This window comes from Streptococcus sp. HMSC076C08 (assembly GCF_001810825.1).
In the GTDB taxonomy this organism is placed as follows: Bacteria; Bacillota; Bacilli; order Lactobacillales; family Streptococcaceae; genus Streptococcus.
This window is the reverse complement of the sequence record NZ_KV802734.1, coordinates 165,883-189,014: the sequence shown is the minus strand read 5'-3', so window position 1 is coordinate 189,014 and position 23,132 is coordinate 165,883. Positions and strand designations below refer to the sequence as shown.

Genomic DNA, 23,132 nt, shown 5'->3' with positions numbered 1-23,132 from the left:
ATTACCCACTATTTTACCATAAATAGACTGTGATAGCTAGGTTCTACTAGATAAAAATCGCGAGATTTTCGTTACAAAAAATCTTCGCTAAAAAGGCGAAGATTCTAAGTTTTATTTTTCCATAAATTGATGCAAACGACGAATAGCTTCTTTTAATGTATCCAAGTCTGTGGCATAGCTGAGACGAACATTTTCTGGTGCTCCAAATCCAGCTCCCGTAATCAAGGCCAGTCCGACTTCTTCGAGAATAGCCGTTGTAAACTCTGTCACATCGGTATAACCCTTCATTTCCATCGCTTTTTTAACATTTGGGAAAAGATAGAAGGCACCTTGGGGCTTGACAACTTCAAATCCTGGGACTTGGCACAAGAGAGGATAAATGGTATTCAACCGTTCCTCAAATGCTTGACGCATGGTTTCAACAGAGTCTTGCGGTCCAGTTAGGGCTTCAATGGTAGCATATTGTGATACAGCAGTCAGGTTGGAGGTCGTTTGTCCTGTTAGTTTGCTCATGGCAGCAATAATTTCAGGATTTCCCACAGCATAACCTACCCGCCAACCAGTCATGGCATAGGCCTTAGATACACCGTTAATCACGATGGTTTGCTTGCGAATGGCTTCTGACAGACTAGAAATTGGAACAAATTCGTTCCCGTTATAAACCAAACGACCATAAATATCATCTGCTAAGATAAGGACATCATGCGCAACAGCCCAATTTCCGATAGCCAAGAGTTCCTCACGAGAGTAAATCATACCGGTCGGATTCGATGGTGAATTGAGAACTAAGATCTTGGTCTTATCTGTTCGCGCTGCTTCTAGCTGCTCTACTGTTACTTTAAAGTGATTGTCTTCCTTTGCCTGGACAAAGACTGGCACTCCTTCTGCCATTTTGACCTGGTCTCCATAGCTGACCCAGTATGGTGTAGGAATAATGACCTCATCACCTGGATTGACCACAGCCATAAAGAAGGTGTAGAGAGAGAACTTAGCACCAGTGGCAAAGGTAACCTCGTTAGCCGCTACGGAATACCCATAGTAGCGTTCAAAATAGGTATTAACCGCCGCTTTTAACTCTGGTAGGCCTGAAGCAACTGTATAGAAGGAAGCACGTCCATCTCGAATCGCTCCTACCGCTGCCTCCTGAATGTTTTCAGGAGTATGAAAATCAGGCTGTCCCAAGGTTAAGAAAAGAACATCTTTTCCCTGAGCTTTTAATGCTTTGGCTCTTGCATCACTGGCTAGAGTGACGCTTTCTTCCATTTCTAGTACACGTTTGGATAGTTTCATATGCCCTCCTTATTGGATCACTGCTCCTGTTTCAAAGTCAACCAGATAGTACTGGTTTCCTGACTTAACTTCCCAAATCGGCTTATCCTGATAACGACCAAAAGTAATCTTGTCAATGTCGCTAGCTCCTTTTTCCCTCGAAATCGTCACTGCCTTGTCTTGAGAAATCCCCTTATCAAGCTGATAAACATAAATCTTGTGGTCATTCTTTTCAATCAGTACGGCAATGGCCTCTTGCTTTTTATTATGTCCCAGAACACTGTAATAGCCCTCTAGACCATTGTAGAAATCAACCTGATCTGCCTTTTCCAATTCTGCATACTGCTTGGCCAGTTTTTCTCCCTCAAGTCTAGCATCTTGATAGGGTTTCATGCTGAGTGATATCAGATAAAGGAAGGAAGTGGTCATGACTAGTACTACCAGAGCAATGCCGATTCCATACTGTAAAAGTAGCTTGTTTTTTGCTTTTTTCTGTCTTAGTTTCACTCGTCTATTTTACCATCTCTCCTTCTTTATTACAAGTGAAGACGGGAACATTCTAAGAATCTTTTCCTATAAAATGTAAGTTCTTGTTTTTCTCTCTCATTATTGATAAAATAAAGCTTATGAAACAATATTTGAAAGAGAAAATTTCCGATAATCAACTAGACTTAAAAACGGCTATCGTCCTTAATAAAGCCATACGGACTTTTAAACCATATGAAGCCAAGGCTGCTAAAGAACACGGGCTAACACCCACCCAATTTTCAGTTTTGGAAACCCTCTATAGCAAGGGGGAACTGCGCATTCAGGATTTGATTGAAAAAATGCTAGCCACTTCTGGAAACATGACTGTTGTCATTCGAAATATGGTTCGAGATGGATGGATTTCTAGAACTTGCGACCCCAAGGATCGTCGCTCCTTTTTCCTGAAATTAACACCTGCAGGACGCAGAAAAATCGAGGAGGTTCTTCCTGACCATATCGATTCGATTGTAGAAGCACTCAGCATCTTGGAAGATGGCGAAAAGGAAGACTTAATCCAGATTTTAAAAAAATTTAAAAATTTGTGAGCAAAATTATTGCTAATTAGTATCATTTGTTGTAACATGGATGGTAACAAAAGAGTTCGCTCTTTGAATTTTAAACTAAAGGAGACACATCATGTCTAAAAAAGTATTATTTATCGTCGGTTCACTACGCCAAGGTTCTTTCAACCACCAAATGGCCCTCGAAGCTGAAAAAGCACTTGCTGGAAAAGCAGAAGTTAGCTATCTTGATTACTCAGCTGTTCCTCTCTTCAGCCAAGATTTGGAAGTTCCAACTCATCCAGCTGTAGCTGCTGCTCGTGAAGCAGTCCTTGCTGCGGATGCCATCTGGATTTTCTCTCCAGTCTACAACTTCTCTATCCCTGGAACAGTGAAGAACTTGCTTGACTGGCTCTCGCGTGCTCTTGACTTGTCTGATACACGTGGAGCTTCTGCCCTCCAAGACAAGTTTGTTACTGTCTCATCTGTAGCCAATGCCGGTCACGATCAACTCTTTGCTATTTACAAAGACCTCTTGCCATTTATCCGTACACAAGTCGTTGGTGACTTTACAGCTGCTCGTGTCAATGACTCTGCTTGGGCAGACGGAAAATTGGTGTTAGAAGAAGCAACTGCTTCATCACTTGCAAAACAAGCTGACGACCTTCTTGCAGCCATCAACTAATCCAGCAAAAACCAGCTCGAATGAGCTGGTTTTATGCTTGTTTCACAAAGACGAGTTCTAAGTCACTGGATAAATCAGGTCGGTAGTCAAAGCCGGCAAAGCGGAGCTTGCGAGCTTGTTCGACTGTATGGACTTGCCCCTCTATCAAGGCGGTTAAAAAGGCACCACGGGCTTTTTTTGAAATGGTTGAGTGGATTTTCAGCTGGCCTGCCTTGTCCTCCATAAATTTGAAGGTCACCATCTTTTCTCTAATTTCCTTCGAAAATACGGTTTCAAACTCTGATGATAGGAGTGAGAATATCAAATCCTCATCCTCTAGTGCCTCATCGTAGGCTGACTTCCAATGACTCTTTAAAGTCTTCCCAGCAACTTTTAACTTCATCAAGAAATCCAAACGGTGAGGAGCCATGGGCGACAAGGCGGGGACAACACCGTATAAAGCCGAGGTAATTAGGACATGATTTTCAAGATAGGTTTGTTCAGCCTTGGTTAACTCATCTCGTTTGATGTGACGATACATGAGACCATCGAAAAGTTTCAAGGCTGGATAATGTTTAGCCCTGTGATCTTTTAAAGCTTGAATATGAGCGTACTCTTCTTCTGCTTTCTCGGCAGATACCTTATAAAAAGTCTCTAATTCACTGGCTGAGTAGTGCGCCAGTGAGTCAAGGACTACCTGACTTTCTTCCCTCAAGGGGAGCGCTTCGATACAAGGATGGTCTGTGTTCATTTCTTTTGCTGTTGGGATTAAAATTTTCATATTGTTAGTGTAGCATATTTTTCAACCACGACCAAGAATTTCATCTTAAAAACCTCGGTTCATACCGAGGTTTCTCTGTTTATTTTGTCCATCCTAACCAGATAGCCGCGAGAACAAGGGCTGTGCCAGCTAAGCTTGTTAAGATAGATAAGAATTTATCTTTTTTCTCCTTGAACTGAGAAAACCTATTTTTATACTCAATGAAAATCAAAGAGCAAACTAGGAAGCTAGCCGCAGGCTGTACTTGAGTACGGCAAGGCGACGCTGACGTAGTTTGAATTTGATTTTCGAAGAGTATTATTGTACTTTAAAGGTCTTGAGATAGTTATCTTTTCCAACTTGACCTTCGAAGGATTGGCCATTTTCGAGGTAAGGAAGGTCGTCTGACACGGAAGCCTTGACCTTATAAATCTTGCCATCAACTTTAAAGAAGTAGACGGTATCACCCTTGATGACAGCTGATTTAAGGTCTGAGACGATACCCTTGATGTTTTCTACCGTTTCATTATCCAACTCGAGGTCATTTTTATTGGCATACTTGCTGAGGAGTTCATCTACCGTAGTTGCTACGATGACGTTTTGGTACTCCACGGCATCGACCAATGCATACTCCTTGACCAAGCCTGCATTGTCCTTCAAGCCCATGATATAGAGCGGTTTGTCATTGAGATTGACAAGAATAGGGAAGGTAGCCTTGTAGGCCTTCTCTTGCACTGCTCCCTCTGCAGAAGCACGGGCAGATTCTTCGGTTGCTGAAGCTAGATTGTACTTGGTGATTTCACCAGTGCGCATATTTTCAAGGATAAATCCTAGATTACTTTCGTCAGCGTTGGCTGAAGTCACCCCAGTGTAGAGATAAATGTCATTTCCGATAGAAAGATAGTTATAGCCCTCGGTCGTTTGGGTAACGTTTTTCTTAGAAATCAAGGCATTCCAGAAGCCGTCTTTATACTTGCCGTTGTAGTTGATTTGCTGGATGGTTTCTTCTGCTGGATAGACACGATCCACCCATTCTGGTACTTCATCCAAGCTGTATTCCTTGGTTTCTCCATTGGTGGCGTCTAAGATAATAACAGACGAAGGGCGAGGAACTCCTAGACCAAACTGCTTTTGATAAACGGTTGCTACATAGAAAGGATTGCCTTCATCATCCACCTCAAAGGAGGGCGTTTTAAAAATCTTGGTTGGGTACTTGATCCGAAGATGACGTTTGACATCGCGGTTAAAATACTCGGAGTCTGAATACTTCATTGGCGTTTTTAAATCCACCAATTCCGCATTTCCTGTCACCATATCAACCTTGATATACTCGCCAATTCCCTTGGACTGATTATTAAACCATTTGATCGGGTCGGCATACTCCAAAGGAGTTACTCGATAAGGTTTGCCATCAACCGTCAGCTGAGTATAGGTATCTGCTGCCACATACTGGGAGACCTTATCCGTCAGAGAGCCTAGATAACGGTCTCCAATCTTCTCTGCAGTGCTCCGATCTAGAATTGGAACCTTACTGGTATCACTCTTAGGAAAATCTTTAAAATCTTTTTCTGTGATAGACACCACATTAGCATAATTTTTTGCTTGGAAAAAGCTAGAGGTTACTAGGCTAACAAGACCAGCAAGGGCAAAAATGATACCTGCAGTCAGAAACAATCCTCTACTAAGTTTGGTAAAAAGGAATCCTTCTAGATTGAGATCTTTGGCAGCCTTGCCATGGCGTACATGAACAGTTTTGAGGAGATTGGTATCCTTTCGGAAACTAAACAAAATCCCCATCACCACCAGATGCCCACAGAGAAAGAAGATGAATTCCCAACTAGTCAGATTGAAGGGCGGTAAAAAGATATACCAAGTCGTTGCGATAAAAACAAGTTCAAATAGTATGCGTTTCATCTGCGTTCCTCCTAAATAATCCGTCCTTCCAAATGATCCAGTTCATGCTGGCAGATCTGAGCTGGAAAACCTGTTAGCGTAATGGTCTGCTCCTGCCACTTACTATCACGATAGGAAACCGTAATCGTTTCATAACGAGTCGTCGTTCGAACACCAGTCAAGGACAAACAACCTTCCTCGGTCTCGTAAGGTCCTTTATAAGAAAGGAGAATGGGATTAAACATGACCATGGGAACCAAGCCAAGATTAAAGATAATCACGCGCTTCTGCACGCCAATCATATTAGCCGCTAGACCGACACAGGTTTCGCGATTAGCCAGCAGGGTATCCTGTAAATCTCTAGCCAGATAAAGGTCTTCCTGACTTGCAGGTTTTGAGACCTGCGACAAAAATAAGGCATCTAGGACAATTTTCTTTTCCATTCTCTTTCACTCCTTGCTACTTTACTTTATTATAGCACAAAAGGGAGCGACTTCTAGTCCTTTCCCTCAAATGCAAAAAAAGCCATCCGAAGATGACTTTCTTTTTAAATCGCATTCTTATCAAGACCAAGTTTACGTTGAACAAACTTGACGATTTCGACGATAAGTATCATTGAGAAGCTTCCAGCTAGAACAATACCCCATTGCGATAAGTCTAGTTTGGTTACGTGGAAGATACCTTCAAGCGGTTCTACAACGATGGTCGCCATCAGAAGGATGAAGGATACCAAGATGGACCAGTTAAAGGTCTTAGACTTGAATGGGCCAACTGTCAAGATGGATTGGTAAACAGACTTGACATTGTAGGCATGGAATAGTTGAATCAAACCAAGGGTTGCAAAGGCCATAGTAAGGGCATCCGCATGAATGGCATGATTGTCACCCACATGAACTGGGTAAGCAATTGCAAGTCCATAAACACTCATAACAATAGCTGCTTGGAGTACACCTTGATAGATGATAGAACTCAAAACACCACCTGAGAAGAAGCTTGACTTACGTCCACGAGGTTTGTGGGTCATAACACCTGGCTCAGCAGGTTCAACACCAAGAGCGATAGCTGGGAAGGTATCGGTTACCAAGTTGATCCACAAAAGATGAACTGGCTGCAAGACGTCCCAACCAAACAAGGTTGATAAGAAGATAGTTAATACTTCAGCAGTATTGGCAGAAAGTAAGTACTGAATAGTCTTTTGAATGTTTGAGAAGACCTTGCGTCCTTCTTCAACTGCGACGATAATGGTCGCAAAGTTATCATCTGCAAGAATCATGTCAGAAGCCCCCTTAGAAACCTCTGTACCAGTGATTCCCATACCGATACCGATATCGGCTGTTTTCAGAGCTGGCGCATCATTAACACCGTCACCTGTCATAGCAACAACCTTACCTTGTTTTTGCCAAGCCTTGACGATACGAACCTTGTGTTCTGGAGATACACGCGCGTAGACAGAGTATTGACCAACGACTTTTTCAAATTCTTCATCTGAAAGTTCGTTGAGTTCAGCACCAGTCAAGACATGGTCTTCCGAGTCATTTTCATCGATGATTCCCAAACGTTTGGCAATGGCTTCCGCTGTATCTTGGTGGTCACCAGTGATCATGATTGGACGGATTCCCGCTTCCTTAGCGACACGAACAGCTTCTGCTGCTTCGGCACGTTCAGGGTCAATCATTCCAATCAATCCAGTAAAGATCAAGTTGTTTTCAAGCTCTTCAGAAGTCAGGTTTTCTGGAATGCTGTCTACAATCTTATAAGCACCCGCAAGAACACGCAAGGCTTGGTGAGCCATTTCAGAGTTGTTTGTGTGAATTAAGTCATTAACTTTCTCATCAATCGGAGCAACATCTCCAGCCTTATCACGAGCAACACAACGTTTCAAAAGTTGATCTGGAGCCCCCTTGACTGCTACGAGGAATTTACCATCTGGTAATGGATGAACCGTTGACATGAGTTTACGATCTGAGTCAAATGGTAACTCAGCTACACGAGGATATTGCTCTAAAAACCCTTTAACATCGTAGCCCTTGTCCAAGGCATACTGGATGAAGGCTGTTTCCGTTGGATCCCCGATCAGGTTTCCTTCAGCATCAATCTTGGTATCATTGGCCAAGACAACTGAACGAAGTAGTGGCATGTCCAAGCCAAGTTCAATATCATCAGCTGAGTCATGTAGGACTGCGTCATAGAAGACTTTCTCGACTGTCATCTTGTTCATGGTAAGCGTACCAGTCTTATCAGAAGCGATGATTTCTGTTGAACCAAGTGTTTCGACTGCTGGCAACTTACGAACGATAGAGTTTCGTTTGGCCAAAACTTGAGTACCAAGGGCAAGAACGATCGTCACGATAGCTGGGAGTCCTTCTGGAATGGCTGCAACAGCAAGCGCAACAGAGGTCATCAACTCACCAAGTGGATTTTTACCTTGAATGAAGACTCCAACTACAAAAGTAACAAGGGCAATAACCAAAATCGCATAGGTCAAAACCTTAGAAAGGTTGTTCAAGTTTTGTTTAAGTGGTGTATCCGTCTCATCCGCATCTTGGAGCATGCCAGCGATATGACCCACTTCAGTGTACATACCTGTATTGACAACAACACCAAGACCACGACCATAAGTCACATTTGAGTTTTGAAAGGCCATATTGACACGGTCACCAATACCAGCATCTGCAGCGAGCTCGACTGTCAAGTCTTTTTCAACTGGAACAGACTCGCCTGTTAAAGCTGCTTCTTCGATTTTAAGAGAATTAGCTTCTAGCAAACGTAGGTCTGCTGGCACTACATCACCAGCTTCGAGAGCTACGATATCACCTGGCACCAATTCTTTGGAATCAATCTCAGCCATGTGCCCATCACGAATAACGCGAGCAGCTGGACTAGACATAGACTTGAGGGCTTCGATGGCTTCTTCTGCTTTTCCTTCTTGGTAAACACCAAAGGCAGCGTTGATGATAACCACGGCAAGGATAATGATGGCATCTGCGATATCTTCCCCACCAGAAGTTATGACGGACAAGATAGCCGCAGCAATTAGGATGATAATCATCAAATCCTTAAATTGCTCAATAAACTTGACTAGGAGAGATTTTTTCTCACCCTCTTCCAGTTCATTGCGTCCATATTCAGCTAGGCGTTTCTGCGCTTCGCTAGACGAGAGACCTTGTTCAGTTGCTTCAACTGACTTCAAGACCTCTTCAGGACTCTGAGTGTAAAACGCTTGGCGTTTTTGTTCTTTTGACATGTGTCTCCTCCTTGACATTGTGTGCAAAACAAGTTCTCTTTTAGTTTTATGACAAACAAAAAGAGACCTGTTAATCATAACAAGTCTCGCTGTTTAAGATAGTGCCGGAAAACATACTTTTCAGTATACAATTCGGAATGACGACACTATCACAGGTTTCTGCCAGCTACTCCCTTGAGTAGTACTATTATATCAAAATTTGAACAATTTTCAAGGGTTTAAATCAGATGAAACAAGACTAAATTTGAATTTTCCCTTGAAAACCAGTATAATGGTAGAATACTATATGACTAGAAAGGAAGCCCGATGAACCAATCCATGTCAAATCTCAAATTGGCAGAACGTGGAGCCATTATCAGCATTTCAACCTACCTCCTCTTGTCTGCAGCAAAATTGGCAACTGGTCACCTCCTGCATTCTTCCAGTTTGGTGGCAGATGGTTTCAACAACGTATCCGATATTATTGGAAATGTTGCTCTCTTGATTGGGATTCGGATGGCCCGCCAACCTGCAGACCGTGACCATAGCTTTGGTCACTGGAAGATTGAAGATTTGGCTAGCTTGATTACTTCCATCATCATGTTCTATGTTGGTTTTGATGTACTTCGGGACACCATTCAGAAAATCCTTAGTCGGGAACAAACACCCATTGATCCTCTGGGTGCAACTCTAGGAATCATTTCTGCAGCGATTATGTTTGTGGTCTATCTCTACAATACACGCCTCAGTAAGAAATCCAAATCCAAGGCTCTCAAAGCAGCTGCTAAGGACAATCTTTCCGATGCTGTCACCTCGCTTGGGACTTCCATTGCTATCTTAGCCAGCAGTTTCAATTACCCTATCGTGGATAAATTGGTCGCTATCATCATCACCTTCTTTATCTTAAAAACAGCCTATGATATCTTTATCGAGTCTTCCTTCAGTCTTTCAGATGGTTTTGATGACCGTCTGCTAGAGGACTACCAAAAGGCCATCATGGAGATTCCAAAGATTAGTAAGGTCAAGTCCCAAAGAGGGCGGACCTACGGTAGCAATATCTACCTTGATATCACCCTGGAAATGAATCCTGACCTATCAGTCTATGAAAGTCATGAGATTGCGGACCAGGTCGAGTCCATGCTGGAAGAGCGTTTTGGAGTCTTTGATACCGATGTCCATATCGAGCCAGCTCCCATACCTGAGGACGAGATTTTAGACAATGTCTATAAAAAACTGCTCATGCGTGAGCAATTGATTGACCAAGGAAATCAGCTAGAAGAACTCCTTGCTGAGGACTTTCTCTATATCCGTCAAGATGGAGAGCAGATGGATAAAGAGGCTTATAAGTCTGAAAAAGAACTTAGTGCTGCGATTAAGGACATTCAGATTACCTCCATTAGTCAGAAAACCAAACTCATTTGCTATGAGCTAGATGGTATCGTCCATACCAGTATCTGGCGTCGCCATGAAACTTGGCAAAATATCTTTCATCAGGAAACAAAAAAAGAAGACAAACAATGACCCTATCCAGTGGATAGGGCATTTTTGATTATTCTACTTTAAGCAAAGACAGACTATGACGGTTTGGAAGATTTGCTTTTCGAAGCTTGTTTTGCCTCTTTTCTTGCTTGACGATTTTGTTCGATACGCCATTCTCTTTCATAGTACTTCATGGCCTCATAGACCCTTTCAGGAAGTCCTACATCTAGTAGAAAGATAGGGATGATCAAATCTGCTGACGAATGAAAAGAGAGAATCCTTCTCTTCAACAGAGCTAGGAAGGATTGGGATTTCACATTTTCCTTGTTTTTAAAATAGACTTCAATCCGATAGGAATCCCTGTACTTCCCTCGAATCCGAGAGAAGGAAAATTCCTCTACATCAGCCCAAGCGTAGAAATGACTGGGTTTCTTTGGATTCGGTTTGTAGTAAAATCCCTCGACAGTACATTTCAAATATTCCTTATCGGAACTTAACAGTCTGTATGTCTGATAAACGACTACTCCAGCACAAAAGAGGACAAGCAGTATTAATAACAGACTTATCGTATGAAGTCTGGTTCCCTTTTGCGAGTACAAATGGAGATAAGAGAGAGGCAGCAAGAAGAAAAGCACTGAAGCCAAGCCAAACAAGGTATTCCAAATGATTTTCTTGGGACTACGTTTAATGACTTTTTCTTCCATCATGCCAACTCACTTAGGTATTCATAGCGTTCGTATTTTTCAAGGAGTTCTTCGTTTTTCTCGTCTAGCTCTTTCTGAAGCATCGCCAATTTGCCAAAGTCAGAGCCATTTGCCTGCATTTCTTCTTCAATAGCAGCAATACGATTTTCCAAGGCTTCAATATCGCCTTCAATGCTTGCCCACTCCTGCTTTTCTTGGTAGGTCATACGCTTCTTGTCTTCACGAACTTTGACCACTTTCTCCTTTTCGGCCTTTTGCACTTGATTGGCCATCTCTGTTTCAAAGACTTTTTCATCAAGATAGTCGGTGTAATGGCCAAAGAAAGGACGAATCTTGCCATTCTCAAAGGCGAGAATCTTGGTCGCTACCTTATCAAGGAAATAGCGATCGTGGCTAACTGTCAAGACAGGACCTGCAAAGCCCTGCAAGAAATTTTCCAAAACTGTCAAGGTCGCAATATCTAGGTCATTTGTCGGCTCGTCCAAAAGAAGAACATTTGGTTTTTCCAAGAGCAATTTGAGGAGATAAAGGCGTTTTTTCTCGCCACCAGACAATTTCTCAATCAAGGTTCCATGGGTTGAACGTGGGAAAAGGAACTGCTCCAGCAACTCAGCGATGGAAGTCGTAGAACCACCACTGGTCTTGACCTCCTCTGCCACTTCCTGCAGATAATTGATAACTCGCTTGCTCTCATCCAATCCTTCAATTTGCTGAGAGAAATAGGCGATGCGAACCGTCTCACCGATGATCACTTGGCCTTTAGTAGGCTCAAGACTTCCTGCGATGAGATTAAGCAGAGTTGACTTCCCGACACCGTTGTCCCCAACGATTCCGATACGGTCTTTGGCTTGCACCAAGAGATTAAAATCATGCAAAATGGGCTTGTTTTCATAGGCGAAGGAAACATTCTGAAACTCGATGACTTTTTTCCCAATCCGACTGGTTTCAAAGTTCATAGTCAAGTCTGTATCAGCAACGCCACCTGAAACTTCTTTTTTCAAATCGTGGAAACGATTGATACGGGCCTGTTGCTTGGTCGCACGGGCCTGCGGTTGTCTACGCATCCAGGCTAATTCTTGCTTATAGAGTTGTTCCTTTTTGTGGAGAAGTGCTGCATCACGCTCATCTTGTTCAGCCTTGAGGCGAACATAGTCCTGATAATTTCCCTGATACTCGGTCAAGCCTGCTCGGTCCAACTCGAAAATCCGCGTTGATAGTGCATCTAGGAAATAACGATCGTGGGTGATAAAGAGAACGGTCTTCTTGGAATTTTTCAAAAAAAGAGTCAGCCACTCAATGGTCGCAATATCCAGGTGGTTGGTTGGCTCGTCCAGAAGCAAGAGGTCGTGGTTTCCTAGGAGAACTTGCGCCAACTGAACCCGTCTTCTCAGACCGCCTGACAATTCACCAACCGGAGTCGACAAGTCCTGAATACCTAGCTTACTGAGGACCGTCTTGACCTGGCTTTCAATTTCCCAGGCTTGGAGAGAATCCATCTCTGCCATGACCCGTTCCAAACGAGCCTGCTTGTCCTCACTGTAGTTGAGCATGATCAACTCATACTCACGAATCAACTGGATTTCCTTGAGGTCGCTGGAGAGAACCGTATCCAAGACCGTCTTGTTATCATCAAAATCAGGATTCTGGGTCAAGTAGCCAATCTTGTAGTCATTCTTAGCCGAAAAGGGACTGACATCCCCATCAAAGCCAGAAACGCCAGAAAGGACGTCTAAAAGGGTGGTCTTACCCGTCCCATTGACACCAATCAGACCGATTCTATCCAAGTCATGGATGATAAAGGAAATATCCTTAAAAACTGTCTTGTCACCAACGGATTTGCTTAGTTTTTCAACGATAAAATCACTCATTTTTTCTCCCTCAGGTAAGCATGGATAGCTTGACGATCATTTTCCAATTCTCCATCGACAATGGCAAACTCAATCTCTGTTAAAATCTCTCCCAAGTCTGGTCCTGGCTGGTAACCATATTCCTTAATCAAAATTCCACCATTAATCTGGATTTCTTTCTTATCATGAATGGTCAAACTCTGGTAAGTTTCTTTGATAGCTTGTGGATTGACTTCTTTTCCTTGGGCCTGACGAAGATTTTCTGCCTGTAAAAGTAAATCCAAGTCAAAGCGGTAACAATCGCGCTTGCTCAATTCTCCCTTTTCTCGCAAAGCCAAAATGGTCAGCAAATCCTGTACTTGCTTTGCAAACTGGCGTGAGGTTTTCCAAGCTTTCAAAAATGGCTGCGCATCTTTAATCTCTAAGGCCCACAATAGAGCCGCCCAAGCTTGTTCGGAAGATTCAAAAGTGAAATCAGTCTCCAAATCAAACAGTTTGTTGAGCTTGTCCTGGCTCCCTACCATGTCCGGAAGATAGTTATAAGCTCGACTCTCAATCATGGAAGCCAGACCAACTCGCCAAAAAGGTGCCAGCAAGAGTTTATCAAACTCAACGAAGGTGCGCTCCACAGAAATTTTCTCCAAGAGTGGCGTCAAAGTCTTCATCGCTTTAAATGTTTCTGGCTCAAGTTCAAAACCAAGACTGGCCTGAAAACGGAAACCACGCATAATCCGCAGAGCATCTTCGTTGAAACGTTCACTAGCCACTCCAACTGCTCGCAAGACTTGATTTTTCAAATCTTCTAATCCATAGAACAAGTCAATGATTTCGCCTGTCTCATCCAAAGCGAAGGCATTGACTGTGAAATCACGGCGCTTGAGGTCTTCTTCTAGCGAACGCACAAAGGAAACCGCACTGGGTCTGCGGTAGTCCACATAGACATCTTCGGTCCGAAAGGTGGTTACCTCATACTCCTCGTCCCCATCTAAGACCAAGACAGTTCCGTGCTCGATTCCAATATCGGCTGTTCGCGGAAAAATCTGCTTGGTCTCCTCTGGATAAGAAGAAGTCGCAATATCCACATCGTGGATGGGACGATTGAGGAGGGCATCTCGAACAGATCCCCCAACAAAATAGGCTTCAAAGCCTGCTTCTTTAATTTTTTCTAATACTGGTAAAGCCTTCTGAAATTCAGAAGGCATTTGCGTTAATCTCATAATAAGTGTTCTAATCCATAGACAAGCTCATGACACTTGACAACTTCTTTGATTCCCAAATTGACCCCTGTCATGAAGGAGCTGCGATCATAGGAGTCATGACGAAGGGTCAATCCTTCTCCCTGATTGCCAAAGATAACTTCTTGATGAGCTACTAAGCCTGGCAAACGAACTGAGTGGATCCGCATGCCATCAAAATCAGCACCACGAGCACCTGCAATCAATTCTTCCTCATCAGGCGCACCTTGCTGGATAGACTCTCGCACTTCCGCCATCAACTCAGCCGTTTTAATGGCTGTTCCGCTCGGAGCATCTTTTTTCTTGTCATGGTGGAGCTCGATAATCTCCACATTTGGGAAATATTTGGCAGCCTGCGCCGCAAATTGCATAAGCAAGACAGCGCCCAAGGCAAAGTTAGGGGCTATCAAGCCACCCAAATCTTGTTCACGGGAAAATGCTTTTAGTTCTGCAATTTCGTCACTAGTGAATCCTGTTGTTCCTACGACAGGAGCAAAGCCATTTTCAAGAGCAAAGCGTGTATTTTCGTAGGCAACGGCTGGTGTAGTAAAATCTACCCAAACATCCGCTTCAAAACCAACCAAGTCAGCCTTATCATTGAAGACAGGAATTCCCTGCCACTCTGACTCAGACTCAAAAGGATCCAAAACTGCGACCAAGTCCAAGTCTGGATCAGCCAAGACCATCTGACAAGCAGCTTGGCCCATCTTTCCCTTAAAACCGGCAATAATTACTCGAATACTCATCTCTACTCCTGTCTAAGATACAAAGCTTGTAAGAACAATTTAGACGATTGTTGTATAGCTCAAGGCGATACTACCTTCTCCAAGGTGGGTCCCAATGACACTACCAAAGGGTTCAATTGGAATTTCAGCAGTCACACCACTCTCCATCAAAAGCTGACGTAAATCCGCTGCCTTTTGAGGAGCGTTCCCATGAATGACTGTTATACGGTAGTCCCCGTCTTTTGTCAACTCCTTGATGATTTCCACCAAACGTTTGATTGCTTTCTTTTCTGTACGAACTTTTTCGTAAACTTCAATCACTCCTTGGTCATTAAAGTAAAGGATAGGCTTGATACTGAGGAGATTTCCTAAGATAGCTGCTCCATTTGACAAACGTCCTCCCTTAACCAAGTGGTCGAGGTCATCTACTATGATAAAGGCTGAATTATCAGCAATTTGGATAGCCAATTTCTCCTGAATCTGGGCAAAATCATCACCTTGTTCTGCCCATTCAAAGGCACTCTCTACCATAAATCCTAGAGGGGAACTTGTGATATGGGTATCTGGAAAGGCAATGGTCAAGCCATCATACTCTTCCAACATGTATTGGATGTTCTGATAAAAACCTGAAATTCCTGACGAAAGAAATAGTCCCAAGACATGGGTATAACCCTCATCTTTCAAAGAACTAAGAATCTCATCCAATTTGGCAATACTTGGTTGACTAGTTTTAGGCAATTCTACAGACTGAGCCATTTTTTGATAAAATTCCTCAGCAGTCAGATTGACACCTTCAACATACTCCTCTCCATCAATATTGACAGGAATATCCAAGATAAAAAGATTCTCTCTTTGCAGCGTCTTCTCCTCTAAATAGGCTGAAGAATCTGTAATGACAGCTAATTTCATGACTAAAACTCCAAATTGATCCCTGGAAGATCCAAGGCGATTTCTGTTACTTCATACGTCAAACGGTTGAGCATGTTCAAACATGGACGTGCCAAGGTTTCGACTTCTTCTTGGTTAAATTCGCTTGGTTCGTTGACAATGCGACCTTCCACATGGTTAACTTGAGAAATTGTTCCGCTGATGACAAATTTGTCAAAGACAATCATGAAACTCAAGATAACGACTAAAGAAGTCACTTGGTTTTCTTGGTCATGTTGGAGCAACTGAAAGTTCACGTCTACCTTGGTTTCAGGAGCTCCATTTTCATTTTCCCATTCAAAGTTACGAGCATCAAAGTGATACTGGCTAACAAATTCTTGTTCTCGTTTAAGATTCATTTTTCTCTCCCATTGCTACAATTTACTATGCAATTGTACCACATTTTTATCATTTCATCTAGTTTTCTAGGCTTTAGTCAATTCCGATTTCATCTTTAACAACAGCAGCAATTGTATCTACGTAGTAGTTAACTTCTTCTGTTGTTGGGGCTTCTGCCATGACGCGCAAGAGGGGTTCTGTTCCACTTGGGCGGACAAGGATACGACCGTTCCCTGCCATTTCCTCTTCCATCTTTTCGATGATAGTTTTAATGGCTGGTACTTCCATGGCTTTTTCTTTCATGGCATTTTCCACTCGGATATTGACCAGTTTTTGTGGGTAAATCGTCACTTCTGATGCCAGTTGAGACAAACTCTTACCTGTTTCTTTCATGATTTTAGTCAATTGAACAGCTGATAATTGACCATCACCAGTTGTATTGTAGTCCATCAAGATAACGTGACCAGACTGTTCACCACCAAGGTTGTAGCCTGATTTTCTCATTTCTTCAACGACATAGCGGTCACCAACAGCAGTCACTACCTTGTTAATGCCAGCACTCTCCAAGGCCTTATGGAAGCCAAGGTTAGACATAACCGTTGTCACGATGGTGTTTTGAGCCAACTGGCCTTTTTCAGAAAGGTATTTACCGATGATATACATGATCTTATCACCATCGACGATCTCGCCATTTTCATCGACAGCAATCAAGCGGTCACTATCTCCGTCAAAGGCCAAACCAATAGCTGACTGGCTTTCTTTAACCACTTCTTGAAGAGCTTCTGGATGTGTAGAACCTACATTCAAGTTGATATTCAGACCATCTGGTGTCTCCCCAATAACAGTTATTTGAGCCCCAAGGTCTGCAAAGATTTGACGAGCACTCGTAGACGCTGCACCGTTTGCTGTGTCCAAGGCCACTTTCATTCCTTCAAGAGGAGTTCCAGTTGAAACAAGGTAGCCTTCATACTTACGTAAACCTTCTGGATAGTCCACTAAGGTTCCCAAACCTTCGGCACTTGGACGAGGAAGGGTGTCTTCTGTAGCATCTAGCAAGGCTTCGATTTCTGCTTCTTTTTCATCATCAAGTTTGAAGCCATCCCCACCAAAGAATTTAATTCCATTATCAAGGGCTGGGTTGTGACTAGCGGAAATCATGACACCTGCACTGGCTCCCTCAGTTTTGACCAAGTAAGCTACTGCTGGTGTTGCAAGGACACCGAGTTTGTAGACGTGAATCCCTACAGAGAGGAGACCTGCCACTAAGGCTGATTCTAACATTTCTCCTGAGATACGTGTATCACGTCCTACAAAGACTTTAGGGGCTTCTGTTTCGTGTTGGCTAAGAACATAACCACCAAAACGTCCCAGTTTAAAGGCCAATTCTGGCGTCAGTTCTACGTTTGCTTCTCCACGGACTCCATCGGTCCCAAAATATTTACCCATTTTATTTATCATCCTTTTCTACTATTTTGTTTAGTCCTGTTTAGACGAGTCTGGTTTCGTTTCTGAACTCGTTGAAGACGAACTGCTGGTTGAAGAGCCCGTTGACGAGGTCGTTGACGAAGAACTCGAGCTAGACGATACTGTTTTGGTTGTAATTTTCATTGTAGTGTTAAATGGCATAATGACGCTTGGCAAGACATTTCCATTTTTATCGACTGCTTGTAGAGGAACAGAAGCCGAATAATTACCTGTTATCCGTTCACTCGTTGGCAAGATGGCAATGACACGATCTACTCTAGAGAGAGTTTCCTCATCACTAATAACCGTTACTTTTTCATCTGATACAGTGACTGTATCAATTTTCACACGAGAATCAATCTGACTAGGGTCAATCTCCGGCACAACGATTACATTATCACGTTTTGCTTTTTTACCAACCTTGACTGTTATCTTTTGCGGTGTCGCAACAGCCGTCAAACCGCTCGGAAGATTTTCAATGGTTAGAGGAACTTCGATGGTTCCTACACTGGCATCAGAAAGATCAGCTGTCACCTTAAATTTGCGGGTGCTTTCCTGCATCTCACTCGCCAAAGCAACTCTATTTGACCCTGTTAGAAAGACCGTCACCTCAGATGTAAAACCACTGATAAAATACTGATCACTGTCATACTGAATATCAATTGGGACATTAAGAACTGTGTTCGTATAAGTCTCCGTCCGCACCTGTCTGGCACTGTTGCTATTCTGATAGTTTGTCAATGTTGCATAGATAAAGAGAATGCAGGCGAAAAAGAAGGAAGAAATGATGTATAGACTATTTTTTCTCATGTTTCAATCCTCCTAGCAAGCGCTCTTTCAGACCTTGCTTTTTCTCTGATGTTGGAAGTAAGATTCTTCTCAATTCAGATTCAAACTCTTCCAAGGTCAAATCATGCTTAAAGACTCCATTATAGGTGATGGAGATTCCACCCGTTTCTTCCGAAACCACAAAGGTAAGAGCATCTGACACTTCCGACAAACCAATCGCCGCCCTGTGACGCGTTCCAAACTCCTTGGAAATCCCGGTATCTTCAGTCAAGGGTAGATAGGCTGAAGTTACAGCAATTCGGTCTTCCTTGATAATGACAGCACCATCATGCAAGGGAGTATTGGGAATGAAAATATTGATAAGCAATTCAGCCGAAATTTTGGCATCTAAAGGGATCCCTGTCGAGATGTATTCCTGCAAGGTTCTCACTCTCTGAACCACTACAAGCGCCCCAATCTTACGAGGGCTCATGTATTCAACTGATTTCACAAATGCATGAACCATCTGCTCTTCCGCACTAATAGGGGCATTGGAGAAGAAATCAGTAGCCCGGCCCAATCGCTCCAAACCAGTCCGAATCTCTGGTGAAAAGATAACCACCGCTGCAATCACCCCGTAGGTGATGATCTGATTGATTAACCAGGAAATAGTCGTTAAACCAATCATATTGGAAAGAATCTGGGCTAGAATAAAAACTAAGACTCCACGGACCAATATCATAATCTTGGTGCCTGCAATAGCTTTAGTAAAATGATATAAAATATAAGTCACAATGAGAATATCAATCAGATTGGTGACTATACTCCAAGGACTTGAAAACAAACTCGTCCAGTATTGTAAATTGGATAATTGTTGAAAATTCATCCTTGGCCTCCTCCCTGTCAAAACACTTTACTCATTATTATACCATTTTTTGCCCATTTTTTCCCTATCCTACCTCATTTTAAATTAAGCAAAAATATGATAAAATAAACTGATTAGAAAAAACGAAGGAGAAATCATGTCTCAACTCTATGATATTACTATTGTAGGTGGCGGTCCTGTTGGTCTCTTTGCTGCCTTTTACGCTCACCTACGCCAAGCCAAAGTCCAAATCATCGACTCCCTTCCCCAGCTAGGTGGCCAGCCCGCCATTCTCTACCCTGAAAAGCAAATCCTTGATGTGCCAGGTTTTCCAAACTTAACTGGAGAAGAGCTGACCAATCGCTTGATTGAACAGCTAAACGGCTTTGATACCCCTATTCATCTCAATGAAACCGTTCTTGAAATTGAGAAACAAGATCAAGGCTTTGCCATTACAACCAATAAGGGGAGTCACCTGACTAAAACCGTCATCATTGCTATGGGTGGTGGCGCCTTCAAACCACGTCCGCTCGAATTAGATGGCGTTGAAAACTATGAAAATATCCACTACCACGTTTCCAACATTCAGCAATACGCTGGCAAGAAAGTGACCATCCTTGGTGGGGGAGACTCAGCTGTGGACTGGGCTCTGGCTTTTGAAAAGATTGCCCCAACTACCCTTGTTCACCGCAGAGATAACTTCCGCGCCTTGGAACATAGTGTGCAAGCCTTGCAAGAATCATCTGTAACTATCAAGACACCGTTCGTCCCTAGCCAACTTCTCGGAGATGGAAAAACACTCGATAAACTAGAAATCACCAAAGTCAAATCAGATGAAACCGAAACTATCGACTTAGACCACCTCTTTGTCAATTACGGCTTCAAATCATCTGTCGGCAATCTTAAAAATTGGGGTCTGGACCTCAACCGTCACAAGATTATCGTCAATAGCAAACAAGAATCCAGCCAAGCAGGTATCTATGCTATCGGCGACTGCTGCTACTATGAAGGTAAGATTGATTTGATCGCTACAGGACTGGGTGAAGCTCCAACAGCTGTTAACAATGCCATTAACTACATTGACCCTGACCAAAAAGTACAACCCAAACACTCGACCAGTTTATAATAAAAGAACCACGGATCAACGATTCGTGGTTTTATAGTTCATCTGCAATCTTGTTTATTTTTCTGAGTCTGTGGTTGACACCACTTTTGGTCAGGGGATTGCTCAGGCTATCCGCCAACTGCTGGATAGAGTAGTCTGGGTGCTGGATCCGTAAGCGAGCCACCTCCTGCAAATCCACTGGTAAATTTTCCAAACCCATTCTATCTTTGATTTTACTGATATTGTTGATAGTCTTCATACTAGCAGAAACCGTTCGAGCGATATTGGCTGTTTCAGCGTTATTGGCTCGATTGAGATCATTACGGGTTTCACGCAAAATCTTGACGCGCTCAAAATTATCACGCGCCTGCATGGCCCCAATCACAATCAAGAAATCCATAATGTCTTCTGCCCGCTGGAGATAGGTAACTGCACCTTTCTTTCGCTCAATAACCTTAGCGTCCAGCAAAAACTGCTGGAGGAGAGAGGCCAATCCTTGTGCATGGTCCAGATAAACGGAACTAATCTCCAACTGATACTTACCAGACTCCGGATCTCGGATGCTACCATTTGCCAGAAAGGCCCCACATAAGTAAGCACGACCAGCTTCTTCATCTGCTAAAATATCAGGATCAATGCCTGTCTCCAAACCAAAGAAAGAATCCGCAAGTCGCAAATCAGCCAAAAGCTCCTGCACCCTCTCATCGGTATAGACCGTGTAGACACGATTCTTGCGAAGATTGCTTCTCTGATGGTGTCGAATTTCTGACTTAATCTCATAAAAATGGAGAAAGGACTCATAGAGATGCCGAGCCAACTTAGCATTTTCAGTCACAACAGACAAGGTCAGGCCAGAAGTCGAGAGACCGATACTGCCAGACATCTTGATGATGGCAGACAATTCATGACGACTGAGATGGTGTTGACCAAGAATTTCTTCTTTTACTGCAACTGTAAAACTCATTTTCTCACCTGTATGATGCGCATCAATTCGTCTACAATCAAATCGCCATCATGGAAGGCTCCTCCATTTTCCAAACGAAGGAAGTTGGATGAAATCACACGAGGAACCTGCTTGCAAAGACCAGCAAAATCATGCTCTACCTGAACCAAATATTCATCAAAACGGTTGGTATCCATGTATTCTCTAGGAACCTTCTCGATATTAACTAAGACCGTATCGATAAAAGGCCGACCTAAGTGTCGATGGAGGACTTCCACGTGGTCACTGTCTGAAAAGTACTCTGTTTCCCCACGCTGGGTCATGATATTGCAGACATAGGCGATCTCTGCCTTAGTCTCCAAGAGAGCCTGCCCAATCTCCTCAATGACAATATTGGGCAAAATCGATGTAAAGAGGGAACCAGGCCCCAAGACGATCATATCACTCTCGAGGATAGTATTGACCACTCGACGGCTGGCTTGGGGTGTTTCATCATCCAAGGTATTGGTCACATAGACATGGTCGATCATACCTGGATGATCTGCAATGTGGCTCTCACCTGCCACCTCAGAACCATCTTTAAAGACTGCATGCAGTGTCAAAGGCTGATCGCTTGAGGGGTAGATTTTTCCTGTTGTGTGGAAAAAGAGACTTAGCAGCTGCATGGCATTATAAGTGGACCCTTGCATTTCAGAGAGCCCTGCTATGATGATATTCCCCAGTGGATGACCCGCAAATGCTCCGGCCTCTTCTGAGAAACGGTACTGAAAAACCTTCTCATAAAACTTGGGCATATCCGACATGGCCACAAGGACATTACGGAGATCACCTGGTGGTGTCAGCTGTTGGATATTCTTTCTTAGCTCACCAGAAGATCCACCATCATCAGCTACCGTTACGATGGCTGCGATCTCAACATCCTTTTCTCGCAAACTTTTCAAAATGACGGGGATACCTGTTCCTCCACCAATTACCGTTATCTTTGGTTTTCTCATGAACGGTTTACCGTTTCCTTTCTTCTGTCTTTGTCACGATGGCTTTCATTGACAGGCCAGTTTTTAGCAAGGTCCTCAGCGATTCGTTTTGCAAAGGCAACACTACGGTGCTGTCCACCTGTACATCCTACTGCAATGGTTAAAACAGACTTGCCTTCTTTTTTGTAACTTGGCAAAATGGGTTCAATCAAAGCGAGTAAGTGCTGATAGAAACTTTCAGACTCTTCATGATTCATCACATAGTCATAAACTGCTTGATCCTCACCTGTCTGATTGCGGAGTTCCGGAAGGTAGTATGGATTTGGCAAAAAACGGACATCAAAGACCAAGTCTGCATCGATAGGAATACCATACTTGAATCCAAAAGACATGACCTCGATACGGAAAGACTGGGCTTGTTCTTGGTCTGAAAATTGCTCAGCAATGGTTTTACGAAGTTCACGTGGGGTGAGTTCTGTCGTATCCACCACATTTTGGCTCATGTTTTTCAAAGGTGCCAAAAGTTCACGTTCCAGCTTAATGCCATCTAAAATTCGACCATCTGCAGCAAGTGGGTGACTCCGTCTGGTTTCCTTGTAACGGGCTACCAATTCCTTATCTGCTGCGTCTAAAAAGAGGATTTTGAAGTCCAAATCATCTTGGTTTTCCAATTCATCCAAAACAGCCTGAATCTCTGAAAAGAAGGAACGACTACGCATATCGACTACTAGGGCTAACTTATGGTCATCATCCTTGGTCTCTACCAACTGCAAAAACTTTGGCAAGAGGGCTGGCGGCATATTGTCAATGGTAAAATATCCCAAATCTTCGAAGGACTGAATGGCTACTGTTTTCCCTGCGCCACTCATCCCTGTCACAATCACCAGGTGAAGTTGTTTCTTTGTCATCTATCTCTCCTT

The 23,132-nt window shown here is 43.2% G+C and carries 23 protein-coding genes; 4 read left to right on the top strand and 19 right to left on the bottom strand.

Annotated features, from left to right (window positions below; translation table 11 throughout):
• Positions 1–111 precede the first annotated feature (111 nt).
• Together HMPREF2766_RS06035 and HMPREF2766_RS06030 are read right to left on the bottom strand one after the other, a co-directional pair.
• Positions 112–1,290 carry a pyridoxal phosphate-dependent aminotransferase gene (locus tag HMPREF2766_RS06035; RefSeq protein WP_000777451.1) on the bottom strand — a complete coding sequence of 393 codons (1,179 nt, stop codon included), beginning with the start codon at positions 1,288–1,290 and terminating at the stop codon, positions 112–114.
• A gap of 9 nt (positions 1,291–1,299) precedes the next feature.
• On the bottom strand, positions 1,300–1,776 hold the full coding sequence (locus HMPREF2766_RS06030; RefSeq protein WP_070568521.1) for a cell wall elongation regulator TseB-like domain-containing protein: 477 nt from the start codon (positions 1,774–1,776) through the stop codon (positions 1,300–1,302).
• Between the two features lie 119 nt (positions 1,777–1,895).
• Between HMPREF2766_RS06030 and HMPREF2766_RS06025 the strand changes: the two genes are divergently transcribed.
• Together HMPREF2766_RS06025 and HMPREF2766_RS06020 are read left to right on the top strand one after the other, a co-directional pair.
• Positions 1,896–2,342 (top strand): MarR family winged helix-turn-helix transcriptional regulator, encoded by a 447-nt coding sequence (locus tag HMPREF2766_RS06025; protein WP_000816316.1) that lies wholly within the window; start codon positions 1,896–1,898, stop codon positions 2,340–2,342.
• A gap of 91 nt (positions 2,343–2,433) precedes the next feature.
• On the top strand, positions 2,434–2,982 hold the full coding sequence (locus tag HMPREF2766_RS06020) for an NADPH-dependent FMN reductase (protein ID WP_000039632.1): 549 nt from the start codon (positions 2,434–2,436) through the stop codon (positions 2,980–2,982).
• A 31-nt stretch (positions 2,983–3,013) separates the two neighbouring features.
• Here HMPREF2766_RS06020 and yaaA read toward each other — a convergent pair whose 3' ends face one another.
• From yaaA to HMPREF2766_RS06000, 5 genes are all read right to left on the bottom strand, one after another.
• Positions 3,014–3,742 carry a peroxide stress protein YaaA gene (gene yaaA, locus HMPREF2766_RS06015; protein WP_000697764.1) on the bottom strand — a complete coding sequence of 243 codons (729 nt, stop codon included), beginning with the start codon at positions 3,740–3,742 and terminating at the stop codon, positions 3,014–3,016.
• A gap of 79 nt (positions 3,743–3,821) precedes the next feature.
• The gene (locus HMPREF2766_RS09955) at positions 3,822–3,953 is read right to left on the bottom strand and encodes a DUF3953 domain-containing protein (RefSeq protein ID WP_002878149.1); all 132 of its coding nucleotides are present in this window, start codon (positions 3,951–3,953) and stop codon (positions 3,822–3,824) included.
• An 86-nt stretch (positions 3,954–4,039) separates the two neighbouring features.
• Entirely contained in the window at positions 4,040–5,635 is a 1,596-nt protein-coding gene (locus HMPREF2766_RS06010) for a hypothetical protein (RefSeq protein ID WP_070568519.1), read from the bottom strand.
• 11 nt (positions 5,636–5,646) lie between these two features.
• Entirely contained in the window at positions 5,647–6,057 is a 411-nt protein-coding gene (locus HMPREF2766_RS06005; protein WP_044020458.1) for a peptide deformylase, read from the bottom strand.
• A gap of 104 nt (positions 6,058–6,161) precedes the next feature.
• Positions 6,162–8,858 (bottom strand): cation-translocating P-type ATPase, encoded by a 2,697-nt coding sequence (locus HMPREF2766_RS06000; RefSeq protein ID WP_049478497.1) that lies wholly within the window; start codon positions 8,856–8,858, stop codon positions 6,162–6,164.
• 306 nt (positions 8,859–9,164) lie between these two features.
• Here HMPREF2766_RS06000 and mntE point away from each other — a divergent pair, with 306 nt between their 5' ends.
• Positions 9,165–10,358, top strand: a complete 1,194-nt coding sequence (gene mntE / locus HMPREF2766_RS05995) for a CDF family manganese efflux transporter MntE (RefSeq protein WP_001076587.1) — start codon at positions 9,165–9,167, stop codon at positions 10,356–10,358.
• A 53-nt stretch (positions 10,359–10,411) separates the two neighbouring features.
• Here the strand turns inward: mntE and HMPREF2766_RS05990 are convergent, their stop codons facing one another.
• The 9 genes from HMPREF2766_RS05990 to cdaA all read right to left on the bottom strand — a co-directional run bounded on the left by HMPREF2766_RS05990 (position 10,412) and on the right by cdaA (position 19,211).
• On the bottom strand, positions 10,412–11,023 hold the full coding sequence (locus HMPREF2766_RS05990; protein ID WP_070568517.1) for a hypothetical protein: 612 nt from the start codon (positions 11,021–11,023) through the stop codon (positions 10,412–10,414).
• Positions 11,020–12,888, bottom strand: a complete 1,869-nt coding sequence (locus HMPREF2766_RS05985) for an ABC-F family ATP-binding cassette domain-containing protein (RefSeq protein ID WP_070568516.1) — start codon at positions 12,886–12,888, stop codon at positions 11,020–11,022. Before HMPREF2766_RS05985 ends, HMPREF2766_RS05990 begins: the two co-directional genes overlap by 4 nt.
• Entirely contained in the window at positions 12,885–14,084 is a 1,200-nt protein-coding gene (locus HMPREF2766_RS05980; protein WP_083303884.1) for a CCA tRNA nucleotidyltransferase, read from the bottom strand. The genes HMPREF2766_RS05985 and HMPREF2766_RS05980 overlap by 4 nt, the downstream gene beginning before the upstream one ends.
• Positions 14,081–14,848 (bottom strand): 4-hydroxy-tetrahydrodipicolinate reductase, encoded by a 768-nt coding sequence (dapB, locus tag HMPREF2766_RS05975; protein WP_070568508.1) that lies wholly within the window; start codon positions 14,846–14,848, stop codon positions 14,081–14,083. Before dapB ends, HMPREF2766_RS05980 begins: the two co-directional genes overlap by 4 nt.
• A 39-nt stretch (positions 14,849–14,887) precedes the next feature.
• Positions 14,888–15,736, bottom strand: a complete 849-nt coding sequence (locus HMPREF2766_RS05970) for a DegV family protein (protein ID WP_070568505.1) — start codon at positions 15,734–15,736, stop codon at positions 14,888–14,890.
• Between the two features lie 2 nt (positions 15,737–15,738).
• Complete coding sequence (locus HMPREF2766_RS05965) at positions 15,739–16,113, bottom strand: DUF1149 family protein (RefSeq protein WP_001050092.1); 375 nt, start codon at positions 16,111–16,113, stop codon at positions 15,739–15,741.
• Positions 16,114–16,186: 73 nt separating this feature from the next.
• Positions 16,187–17,539, bottom strand: a complete 1,353-nt coding sequence (glmM, locus tag HMPREF2766_RS05960) for a phosphoglucosamine mutase (protein WP_070568501.1) — start codon at positions 17,537–17,539, stop codon at positions 16,187–16,189.
• A gap of 30 nt (positions 17,540–17,569) precedes the next feature.
• Complete coding sequence (locus tag HMPREF2766_RS05955) at positions 17,570–18,367, bottom strand: CdaR family protein (RefSeq protein ID WP_070568492.1); 798 nt, start codon at positions 18,365–18,367, stop codon at positions 17,570–17,572.
• Positions 18,354–19,211: a diadenylate cyclase CdaA gene (gene cdaA / locus HMPREF2766_RS05950; RefSeq protein WP_070568490.1), complete on the bottom strand. Its 858-nt coding sequence runs from the start codon at positions 19,209–19,211 to the stop codon at positions 18,354–18,356. The genes HMPREF2766_RS05955 and cdaA overlap by 14 nt, the downstream gene beginning before the upstream one ends.
• A 136-nt stretch (positions 19,212–19,347) precedes the next feature.
• Between cdaA and HMPREF2766_RS05940 the strand changes: the two genes are divergently transcribed.
• Entirely contained in the window at positions 19,348–20,316 is a 969-nt protein-coding gene (locus tag HMPREF2766_RS05940) for an NAD(P)/FAD-dependent oxidoreductase (RefSeq protein ID WP_070568486.1), read from the top strand.
• A gap of 31 nt (positions 20,317–20,347) precedes the next feature.
• Here HMPREF2766_RS05940 and whiA read toward each other — a convergent pair whose 3' ends face one another.
• From whiA to rapZ, 3 genes are read right to left on the bottom strand one after another with little or no spacing between them, the layout of a single operon-like run.
• Complete coding sequence (gene whiA / locus HMPREF2766_RS05935; protein WP_000011290.1) at positions 20,348–21,259, bottom strand: DNA-binding protein WhiA; 912 nt, start codon at positions 21,257–21,259, stop codon at positions 20,348–20,350.
• Positions 21,256–22,233, bottom strand: coding sequence for a YvcK family protein (locus HMPREF2766_RS05930; RefSeq protein WP_001231066.1), 978 nt, complete (start codon positions 22,231–22,233; stop codon positions 21,256–21,258). The genes whiA and HMPREF2766_RS05930 overlap by 4 nt, the downstream gene beginning before the upstream one ends.
• Complete coding sequence (rapZ, locus tag HMPREF2766_RS05925) at positions 22,230–23,120, bottom strand: RNase adapter RapZ (RefSeq protein ID WP_000163039.1); 891 nt, start codon at positions 23,118–23,120, stop codon at positions 22,230–22,232. Before rapZ ends, HMPREF2766_RS05930 begins: the two co-directional genes overlap by 4 nt.
• Positions 23,121–23,132: the final 12 nt, after the last annotated feature.